Annotated in this window: 15 protein-coding genes; 9 read left to right on the top strand and 6 right to left on the bottom strand. The window is 71.3% G+C overall.

The features are described from left to right. Nucleotides 1-223 precede the first annotated feature (223 nt). The 6 genes from ACQPYA_RS05165 to ACQPYA_RS05140 all read left to right on the top strand — a co-directional run bounded on the left by ACQPYA_RS05165 (nucleotide 224) and on the right by ACQPYA_RS05140 (nucleotide 10,442). Nucleotides 224-742, top strand: a complete 519-nt coding sequence (locus ACQPYA_RS05165) for a hypothetical protein (RefSeq protein WP_433531495.1) — start codon at nucleotides 224-226, stop codon at nucleotides 740-742. Between the two features lie 17 nt (nucleotides 743-759). Next, nucleotides 760-1,710 carry a cyclase family protein gene (locus ACQPYA_RS05160; protein ID WP_433531494.1) on the top strand — a complete coding sequence of 317 codons (951 nt, stop codon included), beginning with the start codon at nucleotides 760-762 and terminating at the stop codon, nucleotides 1,708-1,710. A 66-nt stretch (nucleotides 1,711-1,776) separates the two neighbouring features. Continuing rightward, nucleotides 1,777-2,805: a hypothetical protein gene (locus tag ACQPYA_RS05155; protein ID WP_433531493.1), complete on the top strand. Its 1,029-nt coding sequence runs from the start codon at nucleotides 1,777-1,779 to the stop codon at nucleotides 2,803-2,805. A 162-nt stretch (nucleotides 2,806-2,967) separates the two neighbouring features. Beyond that, nucleotides 2,968-5,754: a phosphoenolpyruvate carboxylase gene (gene ppc, locus ACQPYA_RS05150; protein ID WP_433533382.1), complete on the top strand. Its 2,787-nt coding sequence runs from the start codon at nucleotides 2,968-2,970 to the stop codon at nucleotides 5,752-5,754. 88 nt (nucleotides 5,755-5,842) lie between these two features. After that, nucleotides 5,843-7,015, top strand: a complete 1,173-nt coding sequence (locus ACQPYA_RS05145) for a DNA recombination protein RmuC (RefSeq protein WP_433531492.1) — start codon at nucleotides 5,843-5,845, stop codon at nucleotides 7,013-7,015. A gap of 160 nt (nucleotides 7,016-7,175) precedes the next feature. Continuing rightward, entirely contained in the window at nucleotides 7,176-10,442 is a 3,267-nt protein-coding gene (locus ACQPYA_RS05140; RefSeq protein ID WP_433531491.1) for a S8 family serine peptidase, read from the top strand. A gap of 81 nt (nucleotides 10,443-10,523) precedes the next feature. Here ACQPYA_RS05140 and ACQPYA_RS05135 read toward each other — a convergent pair whose 3' ends face one another. Both ACQPYA_RS05135 and ACQPYA_RS05130 read right to left on the bottom strand, forming a co-directional pair. Next, complete coding sequence (locus tag ACQPYA_RS05135; protein WP_433531490.1) at nucleotides 10,524-10,973, bottom strand: hypothetical protein; 450 nt, start codon at nucleotides 10,971-10,973, stop codon at nucleotides 10,524-10,526. A 55-nt stretch (nucleotides 10,974-11,028) separates the two neighbouring features. After that, nucleotides 11,029-12,021: a 4-hydroxy-3-methylbut-2-enyl diphosphate reductase gene (locus tag ACQPYA_RS05130; protein WP_433531489.1), complete on the bottom strand. Its 993-nt coding sequence runs from the start codon at nucleotides 12,019-12,021 to the stop codon at nucleotides 11,029-11,031. Between the two features lie 52 nt (nucleotides 12,022-12,073). Between ACQPYA_RS05130 and xseA the strand changes: the two genes are divergently transcribed. Together xseA and ACQPYA_RS05120 are read left to right on the top strand one after the other, a co-directional pair. Then, nucleotides 12,074-13,297 (top strand): exodeoxyribonuclease VII large subunit, encoded by a 1,224-nt coding sequence (gene xseA / locus ACQPYA_RS05125; protein WP_433531488.1) that lies wholly within the window; start codon nucleotides 12,074-12,076, stop codon nucleotides 13,295-13,297. A gap of 72 nt (nucleotides 13,298-13,369) precedes the next feature. After that, nucleotides 13,370-13,594 (top strand): exodeoxyribonuclease VII small subunit, encoded by a 225-nt coding sequence (locus tag ACQPYA_RS05120; RefSeq protein WP_433531487.1) that lies wholly within the window; start codon nucleotides 13,370-13,372, stop codon nucleotides 13,592-13,594. A gap of 50 nt (nucleotides 13,595-13,644) precedes the next feature. Here the strand turns inward: ACQPYA_RS05120 and ACQPYA_RS05115 are convergent, their stop codons facing one another. The 3 genes from ACQPYA_RS05115 to ACQPYA_RS05105 all read right to left on the bottom strand — a co-directional run bounded on the left by ACQPYA_RS05115 (nucleotide 13,645) and on the right by ACQPYA_RS05105 (nucleotide 16,141). Then, nucleotides 13,645-14,475: a hypothetical protein gene (locus ACQPYA_RS05115; protein ID WP_433531486.1), complete on the bottom strand. Its 831-nt coding sequence runs from the start codon at nucleotides 14,473-14,475 to the stop codon at nucleotides 13,645-13,647. Between the two features lie 170 nt (nucleotides 14,476-14,645). Then, nucleotides 14,646-15,443 carry a hypothetical protein gene (locus tag ACQPYA_RS05110; protein ID WP_433531485.1) on the bottom strand — a complete coding sequence of 266 codons (798 nt, stop codon included), beginning with the start codon at nucleotides 15,441-15,443 and terminating at the stop codon, nucleotides 14,646-14,648. A 107-nt stretch (nucleotides 15,444-15,550) separates the two neighbouring features. Beyond that, nucleotides 15,551-16,141 carry a DUF4245 domain-containing protein gene (locus tag ACQPYA_RS05105; RefSeq protein WP_433531484.1) on the bottom strand — a complete coding sequence of 197 codons (591 nt, stop codon included), beginning with the start codon at nucleotides 16,139-16,141 and terminating at the stop codon, nucleotides 15,551-15,553. Between the two features lie 135 nt (nucleotides 16,142-16,276). Here ACQPYA_RS05105 and glpX point away from each other — a divergent pair, with 135 nt between their 5' ends. Next, nucleotides 16,277-17,308 (top strand): class II fructose-bisphosphatase, encoded by a 1,032-nt coding sequence (gene glpX, locus ACQPYA_RS05100; protein WP_433531483.1) that lies wholly within the window; start codon nucleotides 16,277-16,279, stop codon nucleotides 17,306-17,308. A 104-nt stretch (nucleotides 17,309-17,412) separates the two neighbouring features. On the opposite strand, the gene ACQPYA_RS05095 is transcribed toward glpX, so the two are convergent. Continuing rightward, nucleotides 17,413-18,066, bottom strand: a complete 654-nt coding sequence (locus ACQPYA_RS05095; protein WP_433531482.1) for a rhomboid family intramembrane serine protease — start codon at nucleotides 18,064-18,066, stop codon at nucleotides 17,413-17,415. Nucleotides 18,067-18,097 lie beyond the last annotated feature (31 nt).

Raw genomic sequence — 18,097 nt, 5'->3', positions numbered from 1 at the left:
GGCCCCGCAGCCCGGCTACCCACAGCCCCCAGCCCCGCAGCCCGGCTACCCACAGCCCCCAGCCCCGCAGCCCAGCTATCCGCCGCACGCAGCCCCGCCACCGGGCTATCCGCCGCAACACCCGCCTGGCGTTCCGCCGCCGGGGCATCCCCCGCCGTGGGGGCACACGCCCGCACCACCGCCGGCACTGACGAGCCGGCGCATCCCCGAGGACCAGCCCTTCGTGGTACGCCCCGACGTCGCCAAGCGCGGCCTGCTCTTCCTCGGATTCGCGCTCACGCTCAACCTCCCGATCGCCCTCCTCGTCGGCGTGCGCCTCCTACCCGGCGACGCCACCCTGCTCGGCATCCTCGGCGCCCTCGGCTGCCTGCTGGCCCTGACCTGTGTGCCGCTGGGCCTACAGCTCTGGCTGATCGGTTCCGGTGGCCCGGTGCTGGCGTTCGGCCCGGCGGGGCTCTGGATACGCACCCGGCCGACCCGGGGCCAGGCGGTCTGGCTGCCCTGGGCGGCCGTCGCACAGATCTCCCGCCGCCGGTGGGGTCTGGAAAGGATGCTGGTCGTCACGCTCCACGATCCGCGCGTCCTACGGAACCTCGGCGCGTACACCGCCCTGGACAGCGGGATGTTGACCACGATTTACGGCTCCGGCCTGGTCGCCACGTTGACCTTCGCGGACCGGCCGGAGGCAGAGATCGTGGCGGCGGTCGCATACCACAGCGCCGGCCGCTTCCGGATTCTCTGAGCGGGGATCATGTCAGGGTGACTGACGATCAATGGCGGGTGCAGTTCGACGCGGAGGTCAGCTTCGCCAACGGCGGCGCGCTGACGGCCGAGGGATTCCGGCTGGACATCCCCGGTGACCGGATCGACGACGCCGACCTGGCGGCGCTCTTCGTCCGGCATCTCGGCCTGCTGATGGTGGCCGAGGTACGGATCAGGAACAAGACGATCATCGAGGAGGCCCACAAGGGCGGTCGCGCCGTCGCGGCTACCCGCTCGGCCTCCAAGCCGAGCAGCGGTGGCACGGCCGGGACCGCCGGTCGACGGCTGTTCGAGCTGAGCCACGTGATCACCGACGGGATGACCACCCTGCCCGGCTGGCCGGCGCCCCGGATCGGCGAGTGGCTGACCCGCGAGGCGTCCCGGGAGCGCTACGCCCCGGGCACCGAGTTCCAGGTGGCCCGGATCGACATGATCGCCAACACCGGCACGTACCTGGACACCCCCGCCCACCGGTACGCCGACGGTGCCGACCTGGCCGGCACCGCCCTGGACCGCCTCGCCGACCTGCCCGGCCTCGTGGTGCGGCTGCCCGCCGGCACCCGCGCGGTGGACCGCCTGCTGCTCGCGCCGTACGACGTCGCCGGGAAGGCCGTGCTGCTGCACACCGGTTGGGACGTGCACTTCGGCACCGACCGGTACGCCGCACCGGAGGCGCCCTACCTGACCGGCGACGGTGCCCGGGCGCTGGTGGACGCGGGAGCCGCCCTGGTCGGCATCGACTCGATCAACATCGACGACATGGGCCCGACGGCGGCTGGCGAGCGCCCCGCGCACAGCCTCCTGCTGGCCGCCGGCATCCCGATCGTGGAGCACCTGACCGGGCTCGACGCCCTGCCACCGGCCGGCTTCCGGTTCACCGCCGCCCCGCCGATGGTGGCGCAGATGGGCACCTTCCCGGTCCGCGCCTTCGCCACATTCGACGCCTGACCGCGTCACCCGACTTCCCCCGCTGAAAGACCACAAATCGGGTGGAATCACACCTAGGCTGGCGGCGTGGGCGAGGAGAGCGCGGTGCGAAGCTGGCTGCCGCGTACCGTCGCGTTGCTGCTCGGGACGCTCGTCCTGGCTTCCGCCTTCATCGTCGCCTACGTCGGCGCCCTGCACGCGCCCGAGCCCCGAAACGTGCCGGTCGGGGTGGTCCGCGGCGACCAGGCCGCGCAGGAGCTGCTCACCGCCGTCCGGGAGCGTACCGAGAGCCTCAAGGCGGTCTCCTACGCCGACCCGGCGGCGGCCGACGCCGCGCTGACCGCCCGCGAGGTGTACGCGACGCTGACCAGCGCCCCGGCCGGCGGCCTGGCCCTCACCGTGGCCAGCGCCTCCGCGCCCGCCGCCGCCGAGGTCGTCAAGCAGGTCGTGACCACGGCCGGCCAGCAGGCTGGGGTGTCGATCCAGGTGGCCGACCAGGTGCCGGTGTCGCCCGACGATCCGCGCGGGGTGGTGCCGTTCTACCTGGCGGTCGGGGTCGTCCTCGGCGGCTACCTCTCCTCGACCGTGCTCGGGGTCTCGCTGGGCACCACGCCGCGCAACCTACGCGGCGCCGGGCTGCGGATCGCCTCCCTCGCGGTGCACGCCGTCCTGCTCGGCATCGTTGGCGCGGTGATCGTCGGCCCGGTGCTGGGCGTGTGGAATCACCACATCCCGGCCGTCGCCGCGGTGGGAGCGCTCGCCGCGTTCGCCGCCGCCATGGTCGCCGCGGCCGTGCAGGGCTGGCTCGGCGTGTTCGGCACCGGGCTGGTCATCCTGCTGCTGGTGGTGCTCGGCAACTCGGGCTCCGGTGGCGTGTACGCCCCCGAGTTCCTGCCCTCGGCGCTGCGCGGGGTGCACCGCTGGAACGCGCCGGGACTGGCCACCGACCTGATCAAGTCGGTGGTCTACTTCGACCGCCGGGCGGCCGGATGGCCGCTCACCGTGCTGGCGATCTGGGTGGCGGCCGGAATCGTGGGATTGGTCACCGCGACCCTGGTACGCGGTCGGCACGCCACCGACCGCCCCGGCCGCCATCGCCCGCCCCACCAGCCCTGACGCCGCCACGCCGGCCCACGCTCGGCGGTCCCAGACGTTAGGAGGGGGCCCCTCCTATACAAAAGGCGATAACAAGGGCCCCCTCCTTACAACCGGGTGCGCGCGGATACGATCGGGGTAGTCGGACAGCGCTGTCCTTCGTACTCACGTAAGGAGCGCATGGTGACCGACCAGCACGATCACGACGGCCCCGACGCCGCCCTGCGCGCCGACATCCGTCGCCTGGGCACCCTGCTCGGGCAGACCCTGGCCCGCCAGGAGGGACGCCCCCTGCTCGACCTCGTCGAGGAGATCCGCGCCCAGGTCCGCACCGACGCCCCGGCCGCCGCCCGCCGGCTGGGCGGGCTCGACGTGACCACCGGCACCAAGCTGGCCCGTGCCTTCTCCACCTACTTCCACCTGGCCAATATCACCGAGCAGGTGCACCGGGCCCGCGACCTGCGCCGCCGACGCGCGGTGCACGGCGGCTGGCTGGACCAGGCGGCCAAGATGATCGCCGAGCGTGGGGTGCCGGCCGAGGAGATCGCCGCGGTGGCCCGCCGGTTGGCGGTACGCCCGGTCTTCACCGCCCACCCGACCGAGGCGGCCCGCCGGTCGATCCTGTCCAAGCTGCGGGCGATCGCCGACGAGCTGGACACCGAGACGGCCAACGCGATCCTCTACGGCGCCAGCGACGAGGGCCCGGCGAACCGGCGGCTGGCCGAGCTGCTCGACCTGATGTGGCAGACCGACGAGCTGCGGTTGGACCGGCCGGACCCGACCGACGAGGCCCGCAACGCCATCTACTACCTGCGTGACCTGCACGCCGAGGCGGCCCCGCAGGTGCTCGACGACCTCGCCGAGACGCTGCGCACCCTCGGCGTGGAGACCTCGCCGACGGCCCGGCCGCTGACCTTCGGCACCTGGATCGGCGGCGACCGGGACGGCAACCCCTTCGTCACCCCGACGGTGACCCGCGAGGTGCTGGCCATCCAGCACGAGCACGGCCTCTCCGCCACCGAGGCGGCGCTGGACGAGCTGATCAACGAGGTCTCCGTCTCCCGCCGGCTGCGCGGGGTGTCGCTGGACCTCTCCGCCAGCCTCGCCGCGGATCTCGATGCGCTGCCCGAGGTGGCACCCCGGTTCCGCCGGGTGAACGCCGAGGAGCCGTACCGCCTCAAGGCCCGCTGCGTACGCGCCAAGCTGGCCAACACCCGGGCCCGGCTGCGCCAGGGCACCCCGCACGTGCCGGGGCGTGACTATCGCGGCTCCGCCGAGCTGATCGCCGATCTGGAGCTGCTGCGCGCCTCACTGGCCCGCAACTCAGGTCAGCTCACCGCCGTCGGCCGGCTCGCCTCGACCATCCGTACCGTCTCCGCGTTCGGCCTGCACCTGGCCACCATGGACGTCCGCGAGCACGCCGAGGCGCACCACGCGGTGCTGGCCCAGTTGTACACGGCGGTCGGCGAGGTCTCCGACTACCCGGCGCTGACCCGGTTGGAGCGCACCAAGCTGCTCGCCGACGAGCTGACCGGCCGCCGCCCGCTCTCCACTGCGGACACCCCGTTGACCGAGAACGCGCGCAAGACGTTCGACGTCTTCGGCACCATCCGCGAGGCGCAGGACCGGTTCGGCACCGAGGTGATCGAGTCGTACATCATCTCGATGACCCTCGGCGTGGACGACGTGCTCGCCGCGGTGGTGCTGGCCCGCGAGGCCGGGCTGGTCGACGTGCACAGCGGCCGGGCCCGGGTCGGCTTCGTGCCGCTGCTGGAGACCCCGGCCGAGCTGAACGCCGGTGGCGAACTGCTCGACGAGCTGCTCTCGCTGCCGGCGTACCGGGCGCTGGTGGCCGCCCGCGGCGACGTGCAGGAGGTGATGCTCGGCTACTCCGACTCCAACAAGGAGGCCGGCATCACCACCAGCCAGTGGTCCATCCACCGGGCCCAGCGGTCGCTGCGGGACGTGGCCGCCCGGCACGGGGTGCACCTGCGGCTCTTCCACGGCCGGGGCGGCACGGTGGGCCGTGGCGGCGGGCCGACGCACGACGCGGTCCTGGCCCAGCCGTACGGCACGCTGGACGGCGCGATCAAGGTGACCGAGCAGGGTGAGGTCATCTCCGACAAGTACACCCTGCCCGCGCTGGCCCGGGAGAACCTGGAGTTGACCGTCGCCGCGGTGCTCCAGGCCACGCTGCTGCACACCGCGCCCCGGCAGCCGGCCGAGATGCTGGAGCGCTGGGACGCGGCGATGGACGTGGTCTCCGAGTCGGCGTTCCGGTCGTACCGGTCGCTGGTGGAGGATCCGAATCTGCCGGCCTACTTCTGGGCTTCCACGCCGACCGAGTTGCTGGGCGCGTTGAACATCGGCTCCCGGCCGGCGAAGCGGCCGAACACCGGTGCCGGGCTCGCCGGGCTGCGGGCCATCCCGTGGGTGTTCGGCTGGACCCAGACCCGGCAGATCGTGCCCGGCTGGTTCGGGGTGGGCGCCGGCCTGGCCGCCGCCCGGGAGGCCGGCCTGGCCGACGTGCTGGCCGAGATGCACCGCAACTGGCACTTCTTCCGCACGTTTCTGTCGAACGTGGAGATGATGCTGACCAAGACCGACCTCGGCATCGCCCGCCGGTACGTGGAGACCCTGGTGCCGAAGAAGCTGCACCCGATCTTCGACAAGATCGAGCAGGAGTACGAGCTGACCCGGCGGGAGGTGCTGGCGGTCACCGACTCACCGGACCTGCTGGAGAACTCCCCGGTGCTGCAACGCACCCTCGCGGTGCGCGACACCTACCTGGAGCCGCTGCACCACCTCCAGGTGGCGCTGTTGCGGCAGTACCGCGACTCCGGCGCCGCCGGACGCGCGGTGGCCACCGCGCCGGGTGGCCGGCGTGCCCCCGGCGACGGCACCGCCCTGGAGCGCGCCCTGCTCACCACGGTCAACGGCATCGCCGCCGGCATGCGCAACACCGGCTGAGGTGTAAGGAAGGGCCCCTTCTTAACGCCTCCGGTAGAGGAGGGGCCCCTTCTTAACGCTCGCGGCTCGGCTTTGGCAAGCTCGGGAGATGGAGTTCTCGACCCTGGCGGTTGTCGTCGTCTGCCTCGGTGCCGGCGGGGCGGTCGGCTGGTTGGCCGCCCGGTCGCGCTCGGCCACCGAGATCGCCCGGCTGGACGCCACCCTGCGCGCCACCCGCGAGGGCGAGGGACGGCTGGAACAGTCGATGCGGGCGTTGAGCTACGAGGCGACGGCCCAGTCGCAGGAGGCGGTCGCCCGCGCGGTGGCCCCGCTGCACGAGACGCTGCGCCGCTACGAGCAGCGGGTGGCCGAACTGGAGCACGCCCGGGTCGACGCGTACGCCGAGCTGCGCGAGCAGGTGCGGTCGATGAGCACGGTCTCCGGTGAGCTGCGTACCGAGACCAAGCAGCTGGTGGCGGCGCTGCGCGCGCCGCAGGTACGCGGCCGGTGGGGCGAGCACCAGTTGCGCCGGATCGTCGAGGCCGCCGGCCTGCTGGAGCACTGCGACTTCTCCGAGCAGGTCACCGCCGCCACCGACCACCAGACGGTCCGTCCCGACCTGGTGGTCCGCCTGCACGGCGGCCGGACCGTGGTGGTGGACGCGAAGGCGCCGTTCGACGCGTACCTGACCGCCATGGAGGCGCGCGACGAGCGCGGCCGGGACACCCACCTCGACGCCCACGCCAAGCACCTGCGGGCCCACGTCGACGCGCTGGCCGCCAAGTCCTACTGGGCGGCGTTCGAGTCCACTCCGGAGTTCGTGGTGCTCTTCGTGCCGGCCGACCCGTTCCTGGACGTGGCGCTGCAACGCGATCCCACGCTCCTGGAGCACGCCTTCGCCCGCAACGTGGTGCTGGCCACCCCGGCCACCCTGGTCGCGATGCTGCGTACGGTCGCCTGGTCCTGGCGTCAGGAACAGTTGGCCCGCAACGCCATGGCGGTGCACTCGCTGGCCCGGGAGCTGTACGGGCGACTCTCCACGCTCGGTGACCACGTCGGCAAGCTCGGTGCCTCGCTCGGCGGTGCGGTGACCGCGTACAACCGGGCGGTGGGGTCGCTGGAGGCGCGGGTCCTGGTCAGCGCCCGCAAGCTGGCCGAGCTGGGCGTCTCCGACCAGGAGTTGGCCGCGCCGGGGCAGGTGGAGCTGGCGCCCCGCCAGCCGCAGGCACCGGAACTGCTTAGCGACCATTCCGCATCGGATGGTCGAAGTCGGTCGAATTAATCGCCACCTCGAAAGCCTCCATGTGACAAAGGAAGTCATGAATGTCACGAGATGGTCACAACGGCCTTGTCGGTAGTGACATCGATGGCCGGCACCACGAAAGATTCGCTCACGCGTGCCCCGTATCTAAGGGCGCCCTGTTCTCTGGAGGAAAGAGAACGTGAGTAAACCCCGGAATCTGAGCCGGCGTACCTCCGCCGCGCTCTTCGCATCGGTCATGGCGGCCGGCGCCGTGACCGTGGTGGGCGGCGCCGCCACCGCGAGCGCCGCTCCTGCCGGAGCCGACCCCGCGCAGGTCACCCCCGCCGAGGCGCTGGGCCAGCACGATGCCAAGCTGCTCGCCGAGGCGGAGGCGAAGAAGGCACCCACCGTCACGATGATCGTCGCCACCGAAAAGGGTAAGGCGAAGGACGTCGCGGAGGACCTCAAGGAACTCGGCGCCGCGGTCACCGAACGCTACGACACCATCGGCTACGTGCTGGCCAAGGTGCCGACCGGCAAGGCGGTCAAGGCGGCCACCCTGCCCGGCGTCGCCGCAGTCGACCTGGACGAGAAGATCCAGCTACCCGACCCGAAGCCGGAGGTCGTCCAGGGCGGCAAGAAGGCCGACAAGCAGGGCACCACGCTGAGTGGCCCGGGCGCCAAGACGCCCGCCGACAACCCCTACATGCCGACCGGCGAGACCGGCGCGGTCAAGTTCGTCAAGCAGAACAAGAAGTGGGACGGCCGCGGCGTCACCATCGGCATCATGGACTCGGGTGTCGACCTGGAGCACCCGGCGCTACAGCAGACCACCACCGGCGATCGGAAGATCGTCGACTGGGTCACCGCGACCGACCCGTTCGAGGACGCCACCTGGCGGCCGATGATCACCCAGGTGACCGGCCCCACCTTCACCGTGGCGGGCCGCACCTGGACGGCACCGGCCGGCACCTACCGGTTCAACCTGTTCAGCGAGTCGGTGACGAACACCAGCGAGCCCGGCGGTGACGTCAACCGCGACGGCGACAACACCGACCAGTTCGGCATCCTCTTCGACCCGGCCACCAACAACGTCTGGGTCGACACCGACCAGGACGGCGACTTCACCGACGAGGCCGTGATGCGGCCGTACAAGGAGAAGTTCGACGTCGGCTACTTCGGCACCGACGACCCGGCGACTCCGGTCAAGGAGCGGATGTCGTTCGTGGTCGAGTACCGCAAGAACGTCGACACCACTCCGCTCGGCGGCCCGGGTCTGGTCGACTACGTCAACATCGGCATCATCGAGAGCGCGCACGGCACGCACGTCGCCGGCATCACCGCCGCCAACAGCATGATGGGCAACAGCGCGTTCAACGGTGCCGCCCCCGGCGCCAAGATCGTTTCCTCCCGGGCCTGCTCCTGGGGCGGCGGCTGCACGTACGCCGCGCTCACCACCGGCATGGCCGACCTGGTGATCAACCGTGGGGTCGACGTCATCAACATGTCGATCGGTGGCCTGCCGGCGCTCAACGACGGCAACAACGCCCGTGCCACCCTCTACAACAACCTGATCACCACCTACGGCGTGCAGATGTTCATCTCGGCCGGCAACTCCGGCCCGGGTGTGAACACCATCGGCGACCCGTCGGCGTCGAGCAACGTGGTCAGCGTGGCGGCGAGCGTCAGCAAGGACACCTGGCTGGCCAACTACGGCTCCGTGGTCAAGAAGAAGAACGCCCTGTTCAACTTCTCCTCGCGCGGCCCGCGCGAGGACGGCGGCGCCAAGCCGAACATCGCCGCGCCGGGTTCGGCCATCTCCACCACCCCGGTCTGGCAGGCCGGCGGCCCGGTCGCCGAGGCCGGCTACGCGCTCCCGCCGGGCTACAGCATGTTCAACGGTACGTCGATGGCCTCGCCGCAGGCCACCGGTGCCGCTGCCCTGCTGCTCTCGGCCGCCAAGGCGACGCACAAGGGCGTCACCCCGGAGATGCTGCGCCGGGCGATCTACACCTCGGCCAAGCCGATCGCCGACACCCCGACGCAGGGGCAGGGCTACGGCATGTTCGACGTGCCGGGCGCCTGGAAGCTGCTGAACAAGGGTGTGCAGACCCGTTCCTACACCTCCGACGCCCCGGTCTGCACCCCGCTGAGCAACCAGCTGGCCACGCCGCACCGCGGCACCGGCGTCTACAACCGTTGCGCTTCGGCCGACGGTGGCCACAAGGTCAACGAGTCGAAGTCGTACCAGGTCAGCCTGACCCGGACCAGCGGCCCGGCCGGCAACATCAAGCACAACGTCGGCCTGCGTGACAACAACGGCACCTTCTCCGCGCCGAAGAACGTCACCCTGCCGCTGAACCGGACCGTCACCATCACGGTCACCGCCAAGCCCAAGAAGGCAGGCGTGCACGGCACTATCGTCACCGTCGACGACCCGGCCACCAACACGATCGACTTCGAGTTCTCCGCCGTGGTGGTGGCCTCGAACGACGTCGCGAAGCCCAACTTCGCCTACTCGGCGCAGGGCTCGGTGGACCGCAACAGCACCACGTCGTACTTCGTGACGGTGCCGCCGGGTGCCGGTGCGTTGCAGGTGAACCTCTCCGGCATCGCCACCGCGTCGCAGACCCGGTTCATCGCCATCAACCCGTACGGCGTCCCGGTGGAGAGCACCTCCAGCCTGGCCTGTTACACCAACTTCGTCAGCACGGTCGTCTGCAACGCCTTCGCGCGGGCATACCAGAACCCGATCCCGGGGGTCTGGGAGATCGAGGTGGAGTCGCGGCGCACCTCACCGGCGCTGAACAACCCGTACCAGATCCAGGCGCGGGTGCAGGGTGTCGCGGTCGAGCCGGCCGTGGTCGAGCTGCCGGCGGTCACCGCCGGTGTCGCGACCCCGGTGACCTGGTCGCTGAAGAACACCTTCGGCCCGGTCTCGGTGACCGGCCAGGGCGGCCCGCTCTCCAGCGTGCACGTCGAGCGGCCGACCATCGTCGAGCTGGCCGAGCAGGTGTACACGGTCGCGGTGCCGGCGGGGGCGACCACCTTCAACGCCCGCATCGGCAACCCGTCGAACGCGGGTGCGGACCTCGACCTCTTCGTCTACCGGGGCAGCACGCTGGTCGCCTACTCGGCCAGCGGTTCCTCGGAGGAGTCGGTGACCCTGAACAACCCGGTCGCGGGCACCTACACGATCGTCGTGGACGCGTACTCGGTCGATGGTGCCGGTGGTAGCACCGCGTACGACTACCGGGACTCGTTCTCCTCCCCGGCGCTCGGCACGCTCGCGGCGTCGAGCAGCACGATCACCCTGGCCAACGGCGCCACCGGCAGCCTCTCGGGCACGGTGACCGCCCAGTCCGCCCCGTCCGCGGGCCGGGCGCTCTCCGGTGAACTCGCCGTGGTGACCACGGAAGGCGCGGTCGTCGGCCGCGGCGCGGTCTCCATCGGCTCGGTGAACTGACCCACCACCACCCACAGGGGAGCCCGCCTCCGGTTTTCCGGAGGCGGGCTCCCGTCTGTCTGCGACCGCCCTGGCGGCGGATCAGGACCGGCGGGCGGAGGTCACCTTGAACGGGGTGCCCTGCTGGCAGGTGGTGAGCATGTCCGGCGCGGGCTGGCCGATGACCGTCACCGACGCCCCCGCGGTCAGCACGTCGCGCGGACCACCGAGCAACAGGTAGCCGTCGAGCAGCAGGCAGCCGGGCTCGACCCCGGACTCGATCCGGCCGGTGAGGGTCAGCTCACCGGTCGCCGGCGGCTTCGTCTTGCCGCCACCCGGGCGCTCGCCGGGCGGGCTGAGCGGAGCGGTCGGGTCCACCGGGTCGGAGGGGGCGGGCACCGGGCCGGTCGGATCCGGGGTCGGCAGCTCGGTCACGGGTGACGCTCCAGTCGGGGTCGGGGTGGCGGAACCGCCCCCGGTGTCCTGGCCGCCGCAGGCGACGAGCGCCGTGCAGACGATCAGCGCGGTGGCGGCGATCCGAAGGGTCCTCATACCCAGCTCTGACGCAGCATGCCGGTCAGCCGTTCCATCGGCGCGGGCCGACGGATCAGCCCCGCGCCGCCGCGGCGGCGGCCTTCATGTCGCGCTTGAGCTCCTGCGGCAGCGAGAAGGTGAGCCGTTCGTTGGCGGTCACCACCTCCTCCACGTCGGTGAAGCCACGCTGGGCGAGGTGGGTCAGCACCTGCTGGACCAGTTCGTCCGGCACGCTCGCCCCGGAGGTCAGGCCCACCGTCCGCGCACCGGCCAGCCAGGCGTCGTCGATCTCGTGCGCGAAGTCGACCAGGTGCCCGGCACCGGCCCCCGCGTCCAGCGCCACCTCGACCAGCCGTACCGAGTTGGAGGAGTTGCGCGAACCCACGACGATCACCACGTCGCACTCCGCCGCGATCTCCTTGACCACGTGCTGACGATTGCTCGTGGCGTAGCAGATGTCGTCGCTGGGCGGGGACTGGAGCATCGGCAGCCGCCTCTTGAGCCGGGCCACCGTCTCCATGGTCTCGTCCACCGAGAGCGTGGTCTGCGACAGCCAGACGACCTTGTTCGGATCCCGCACGGTGATGCGGTCGGCGTCGTCCGGGCCGTCCACCAGCTGGATGTGCTCCGGGGCCTCGCCGGCGGTGCCGATGACCTCCTCGTGGCCCTCGTGACCGATGAGCAGGATGTCGTAGTCCTCGGCGGCGAACCGCTTCGCCTCCTGGTGCACCTTGGTCACCAGCGGGCAGGTCGCGTCGATCGCCTTCAGCGACCGCTCCTTCGCCTGCTCGTAGACCTCGGGTGCCACCCCGTGCGCCGAGAAGATCACGGTGGCGCCCTCGGGCACCTCCTCGTTCTCCTCCACGAAGATCGCGCCCTGGGCCTCCAGCGTCCGCACCACGTGCTTGTTGTGCACGATCTCCTTGCGGACGTAGATCGGGGCACCGTAGAGCTTGAGCGCCTCCTCGACGGTCTGCACCGCCCGGTCGACGCCCGCACAGTAACCGCGGGGCTTGGCCAGGAGCACGCGCTTGCCGGTCCGGGAAGTCGTCTCAGCCTCAGTCACCCCTCCATCGTACGTGCCACGACTGGAGACGGCCGGGTCGTAGGGTGGGCGGGTGAGTACTGGTGGGGGAACGGCGGCGAGCAGCTCCGAGGAGCCGTGGCCGGTGCGGGTGGTCAGCCAGAAGATCGGCGCCTGGGTCGCGCGGCTGGGCTGGGTCTGGGTCGACGGGCAGGTGGCGCAGATCAGCCGCCGCCCCGGGGCGAGCACGGTCTTCCTGACGCTGCGTGATCCGTCGGCCGACCTGAGCCTCACCGTCACCACCAATCGGGACGTGCTCGATTCCGGCGCCCCCGAGCTGCGCGAAGGCGCCCGCGTGGTGCTGCACGCCAAGCCGGAGTTCTACGCCGCCCGGGGCACGCTCAGCCTGCGCGCCGACGAGATCCGCCAGGTCGGCCTCGGTGAGCTGCTGGCCCGGCTGGAGAAACTCAAGAAGCTGCTCGCCGCCGAGGGGCTCTTCGACCGGGCCCGCAAGCGCCGCCCGCCGTTCCTCCCGCAGCGGATCGGGCTGATCACCGGCCGGGCCAGCGCCGCCGAACGGGACGTGCTGACCAACGCGCGCCGCCGTTGGCCGGCGGTGGAGTTCCGCACGGTGAACGTGGCCGTCCAGGGCCCGAGCGCCGTCCCGCAGATCGTGGACGCGCTCAAGGTGCTGGACGCCGACCCGAGCGTCGACGTGATCATCCTGGCCCGCGGCGGGGGCAGCATCGAGGACCTGCTCCCCTTCTCCGACGAGGCGCTGTGCCGGGCCGTGCACGCCTGCCGTACGCCGGTGGTCAGCGCGATCGGCCACGAGACGGACGCGCCGCTGGTCGACTACGTGGCCGACGTGCGCGCGTCGACGCCCACCGACGCGGCCAAGCGGGTCGTGCCCGACCTGGCCGAGGAGGTACGCCTGATCAAGCAGGCCCGGCACCGGCTGCGCCGGGCGGTGCACAACCTGGTCGAGCGGGAGACGCACCGCATCGAGGCGCTGCGCTCGCGGCCGGTGCTGGCCCGACCGCAGGTGATGGTGGAGCAGCGGGCCACCGAGCTGGCCGCCCTGCGGCAGCGCGCCGGGCGCTGCCTGGAGCACCGCCTCGCCGCCGCCGACGACGACCTGCGGCACACCCTGGCCCGGTTGCGCGCGCTGTCACCGGCGGCGACGCTCGACCGTGGGTACGCCATCGTGCAGCGTGGTGACGGTCACGTCGTCCGCGCGGCCACCGAGGTCGGTCCTGGCGATCCGCTACGGGTACGCCTCGCCGACGGCGAACTCGCCGCCACCGTCACCACCTGACCACCGCCCGCCCGCCACGGGTGGGCGGTGCGGTCGCCGGAGGTGTCGGTTGGTTGTGTTGAGATGGTCGCGATGACTGACGAGAAGACGAGCGGGCCGGACGAGCGGCTCAGCTACGAACAGGCCCGCGCCGAGCTCGCGTCGGTGGTGGAGCGGCTGGAGGCCGGCGGCACCTCGCTGGAGGAGTCGCTGGCGCTCTGGGAGCGCGGCGAGGCACTGGCGGTGATCTGCCAGGGCTGGCTCGACGGCGCCCGCGCCCGCATCGACGCCGCCCGGCAGGAGCCGACCACCGGCTGAGCCAGCCGCCGCCCGCTCGTCCGGTGTGCCACCGGGCACCAGCCACGACCTCAGTCGAACAGGTTGTACAGCTCCGGCGGCGCCTCCACGACCTGGTCCGCCGGGGGCTTCTGGGCGGCGGTGGCGTTGCCGTAGTCGCGGTAGGTCACCCGGATCTCCTGGGGCGCCGTCTCGCCCGTGCCGGGGATCTGGAGGACCAGTTCGGTGAGTCGCCCCTCTCCGTCGAGCGTCGCGGTGAAGGGCACCGAGTTGGCCTGCGCGCCGAGCGTGGTGATCAGGCCCGGGTCGATGGATCCGGCGTCGGCCGCCTTCGACACGTCGATGGTGCCGGCGTACGTGGCATCGCCGGTACGGCGTACCTCGGTGACGGCCCGGGTGAGCACCTCGCTGCCGGCCGGGTCGACCCGGTCGAAGTCGAAGCCGAGGTTGCGATCGCCCTGGATCCGGCGCTGGTCGAGGTGCTGGTACTTGCCGAGGTTGAGCCGGTCCCGCCCGGGAACGCTGGACGCCGCCGCGCCGCTGAGGTCCAGCTTGACCCAGCTGTCCGGCATGGCGTGCACGAGGTCAAGGGTCATCGCCAGGTCGTCGGTCGGCTCGCCGAGGCTCACCCGTAGCTCCGCGCTCTGACTCGGCTGGTGGACCTGCCCCTCGGCGATCGATCCCACGCCGGACATGCGGAACCGGAAGTTGCCGTTGCCGAGTTCCCGGGTCGAGTCCAGCAACGCCTGCCTGGCGTCGGAGTCGACTGGCGTGCCGGTGGCGGTGGCGGAGGGTGTGGCGGTGGGCCCGGCTGCGCCGTCGCCGGTCTTGGCGCAGGCGGCGACTCCGGGCGTGAGCAACGCGGCGGCCACGAGGCCGGCGCTCAATCGTCGAACAGTCATCGGCGTCTCCCAGCAGGGTCACCCGACGCATCTCGCGCGCCGGAGGCTCACCCTCCTGTTCCCCGCAGCCGCGTCGCCCAATCACTCGAACCGCACGGCAGCGGGCAGGGCACGCGAAACGGGGACGAATCGAGCCCGCCCCCGTTCCGGGTACCGCTGGAAGACCTCGCTCAGTTCTTGAAGATCTCGTAGGTCTCGTCGCCCGCCTCGACGACCTGCTCCGCCGGGGGCTTCTGCACGGCGGGGGCGGAGCCGTAGTCGGCGTAGGTGATCTTGATCTCCTGCGCCTTGGCCTCCCCGGCCGCGGGGATGGACATGACCAGCTCGGTCAGCCGGCCCTCGGCGTCCAGCTTCGCGGTGAACGGGATCGCCTTGGCCTTGTCGCCCAACTCCTTGAGCATCTCCTCGTCGGCGGCGATCGAGTCCTTCACCGCGGAGAGGTCGACCGTGCCGCTGTAAATGCCCTCGCCGGTCTTCTGCGCGTCGACGATGCCCTTGAACATCGCCGCGGCCTCGGCCGGGTCGGTGCCCTCGCTGAACAGGTCCAGGCCCTTGAGGTCGCCGGCCTTGGCCGGGTCGAGGTGCTGGTACTTGTCCTTGAACGCGTCCATGCCGGGCATCCCGGCGAAGAGGTCGCCCAGGTCCATCTTCACCCAGGTGTCGGGCTTGATGTGGATGAGGTCGAAGTCCATGGTGAACTCTTCGTTCCCCATGGCCATGGTCATCTGCGCGCTGTCGCTGGGCTTGTGGACCACGCCCTTGCCGGTGATCGAGTCGGCGGTGATGGCAAAGGTGAAGTTGCCGTCGGCCAACCCCTTGGTGGAGGCGACCAGCGCCTCCTTCGGGTCCGCCGGGATGCTCGGCGCGGACGCCGAGGGCGAGTCGGCAGTCTCGGAATTGCAGGCGGCCAGACCAGGAACGAGCAGCGTGGCGGCGATGACGCCCACACTCCACCGTCGAATGTTCACAGAAATTCTCTCTTCCCAAAACCGGGATTGCCCACCGGACCAGGCCGGCCCTGGGCATCGAACCCGGGGAGCGTAACGGATGGGACCGACATCCGGGGGCCGGTCACTCAGTCCACGGAGGTGGCCATCTCCCGCAGTTCGTTGTCCCTGGCGTCCCCGACGACGATCACCGTGCGGCCCGGCTGGAGCAGCACCAGCGCCTGCTCGTTGCCCCGGGCGGTGTACCGCTGCCAGGTGCTGGCCCCAAGATCGGTCTGTCCCTGCGGCCGGCCCTCGTCGGTCAGCTCGGCGGGCAGCAGCCGCTCCGGCGGCACGTTGCTCTGCACCAGCTGTAGACCTCTACCCTCCGGCGTGACATATCCCACCCGCAGTGTCGCGCCGTCCTCGGTCGTCCGGTAGTTGGCCCGCACGGCCCGCCATCCGTCGCCCAGTCCGGCCGGTTCGGTCACCGGAAACACGCCGGCCGACCGGGCCTGCTCGAAGGCCGGCGTCGGGTCGACCGTGTTCGGCTCGTCCCCGCCGAGGAAGCCGCGGTAGAAGGCGAACACCAGGGCGATCGGGATCAACAACACCAGCAGCGAGATCGCCATGTCCTTCGGCGATCTCTCGGACCTGGATGCGGCGGCCGGCGGCGGGTCGGCGGGTACGGCCGGCGGCGGGTCGGCGGGTACGCGGTCGGCAGGCTGTGCGGGTTCCACCTCGCCATTCTCGCAGCCGCCCGACCGGCGGTATCCGGCCCATCACCGCCCCGCTCCGGTCGTACGTCCGCCATCGTGTGAGGATCAGGAACAAAGCCCGGTCAACCCCGCACCGCCGCGAGGAGGAGCCGTTCGATGACGACCACCAGGACGCGAACCCCACAGAATCTCGACCGTAACCTTGCCCTGGATCTCGTCCGGGTCACCGAGGCGGCGGCGATGGCCGCCGGCCGGTGGGTCGGCCGGGGCGACAAGGAGGGCGGCGACGGCGCCGCCGTCGACGCGATGCGCAAGCTGATCAACTCGATTCCGATGCGGGGCGTCGTGGTGATCGGCGAGGGCGAGAAGGACAACGCCCCGATGCTCTTCAACGGTGAAGAGGTCGGTGACGGCACCGGCCCTGAGGTGGACGTCGCGGTCGACCCGATCGACGGCACCACGCTGATGAGCAAGGGAATGCCGAACGCCCTGGCGGTGCTCGCGGTCGCCGAGCGGGGAACGATGTTCGACCCGAGCGCCGTGTTCTACATGGAGAAGCTCGCCGTCGGCCCGGCCTACGCGGACGTGGTGGACATCAACGCCGGAGTCACCGAAAATCTGCGCCGGATCGCCAAGGTCAAGGGCTCCAGCGTGTCCGAGGTGACGGTCTGCGTGCTCGACCGCTCCCGGCACGACGACCTGGTCGACAAGATCCGTCGGAGCGGCGCGGGCATCCGATTCATCTCCGACGGCGACATCGCCGGCGCCATCGCCGCCGCCCGTGGCGAATCGGACGTCGACGTGCTGATGGGCATCGGTGGCACCCCGGAGGGGATCACCGCCGCCTGCGCCCTCAAGTGCATGGGCGGGATGATGCAGGCCAAGCTCTGGCCGCGCGACGACGCCGAGCGGGAGAAGGCGGTCGCCGCCGGGCACGACCTGGACCGGGTACTCACCACCGACGACCTGGTCACCGGCGACAACTGCTTCTTCGTGGCGACCGGCATCACCTCCGGTGACCTGCTCCGCGGCGTGCGTTACCGGGCCGGTGGGGCGTACACCCAGTCGATCGTGATGCGCTCGAAGAGCGGCACGATCCGGGTGATCGACTCGTACCACCGGTTGGAGAAGCTGGCGCTCTACTCGGCCGTGGACTTCGACGGCCGGCCACTGGACGAGCAGGCGTGAGCGAACCCCTCCGGGGCGGCGGCGGTGCGCCGCACGGTGTCGCCGCGCCGTCCCGGAGGGGGTGAGCACGGCCGCAGCGGCGACCCGACCCGGTGACGGTCGGGTCAGGGCATGGTCAGCGGCGACTCGGAGCGGTACGGCCCGTCGAGATCGGGTCGCCGGCGGCGGAAGATGATCGCGGCGACGATGCCGCCGAGCAGCCCGAACAGGTGCCCCTGCCAGGAGATCCGTTCGTCGGTGGGCAGCACGCCGACCAGTTGGCCGCCGTAGAGGAGGCCGACCAGCAGGAAGACGGCGAAGTTCCACCAGCTCCGCTCGAAGATGCCCCGGGTCAGCAGGATGCCGAGGTAGCCGAAGATCACCCCGCTGGCCCCGACGACGATCGTGTTCGGCGAACCGGTGAACCACACGCCGAGGCCACTGACCAGCACGATCACCAGGGTGGACCAGAGGAACCGCCGGGCCCCCGCGGCCAGCACGAAGGTGCCGAGAAGGATCAGCGGGATGCTGTTGCTGTAGAGGTGGTCGAAGCCGTGGTGCAGGAAGGGCGAGAAGAAGACACCGTCGAGCCCGTCGATGCGCTTCGGGATGATGCCGGCGGCGGCGTCGAAGCCGGCACCGAGCCACTGGTCGAGGCCCTCGATCAGGAAGAGGATCGGCACCACCGCGCACATGGCCACGAAGGCCCGGCCGAGGGAAGCGTAGAAGGCCTCGGTGCCGAACCGGTGGGGGTCGCCACTTCCGGGGTGCAGGGTCACCTGTCAACAGCTATCAGCAAACGCCGACCGC

This window comes from Micromonospora sp. CA-263727, from assembly GCF_050942455.1.
In the GTDB taxonomy this organism is placed as follows: Bacteria; Actinomycetota; Actinomycetes; order Mycobacteriales; family Micromonosporaceae; genus Micromonospora.
This window is presented reverse-complemented; position numbering and strand designations above follow the sequence as displayed.

Bases quoted from the DNA above. Each gene is read 5' to 3' on its own strand.
- ACQPYA_RS05145 (WP_433531492.1), top strand. From the start codon at position 5,843: ATGGAGTTCTCGACCCTGGCGGTTGTCGTCGTCTGCCTCGGTGCCGGC.
- ACQPYA_RS05120 (WP_433531487.1), top strand. From the start codon at position 13,370: ATGACTGACGAGAAGACGAGCGGGCCGGACGAGCGGCTCAGCTACGAA.
- glpX (WP_433531483.1), top strand. From the start codon at position 16,277: ATGACGACCACCAGGACGCGAACCCCACAGAATCTCGACCGTAACCTT.
- ACQPYA_RS05115 (WP_433531486.1), bottom strand. From the start codon at position 14,475: ATGACTGTTCGACGATTGAGCGCCGGCCTCGTGGCCGCCGCGTTGCTC.
- ACQPYA_RS05135 (WP_433531490.1), bottom strand. From the start codon at position 10,973: ATGAGGACCCTTCGGATCGCCGCCACCGCGCTGATCGTCTGCACGGCG.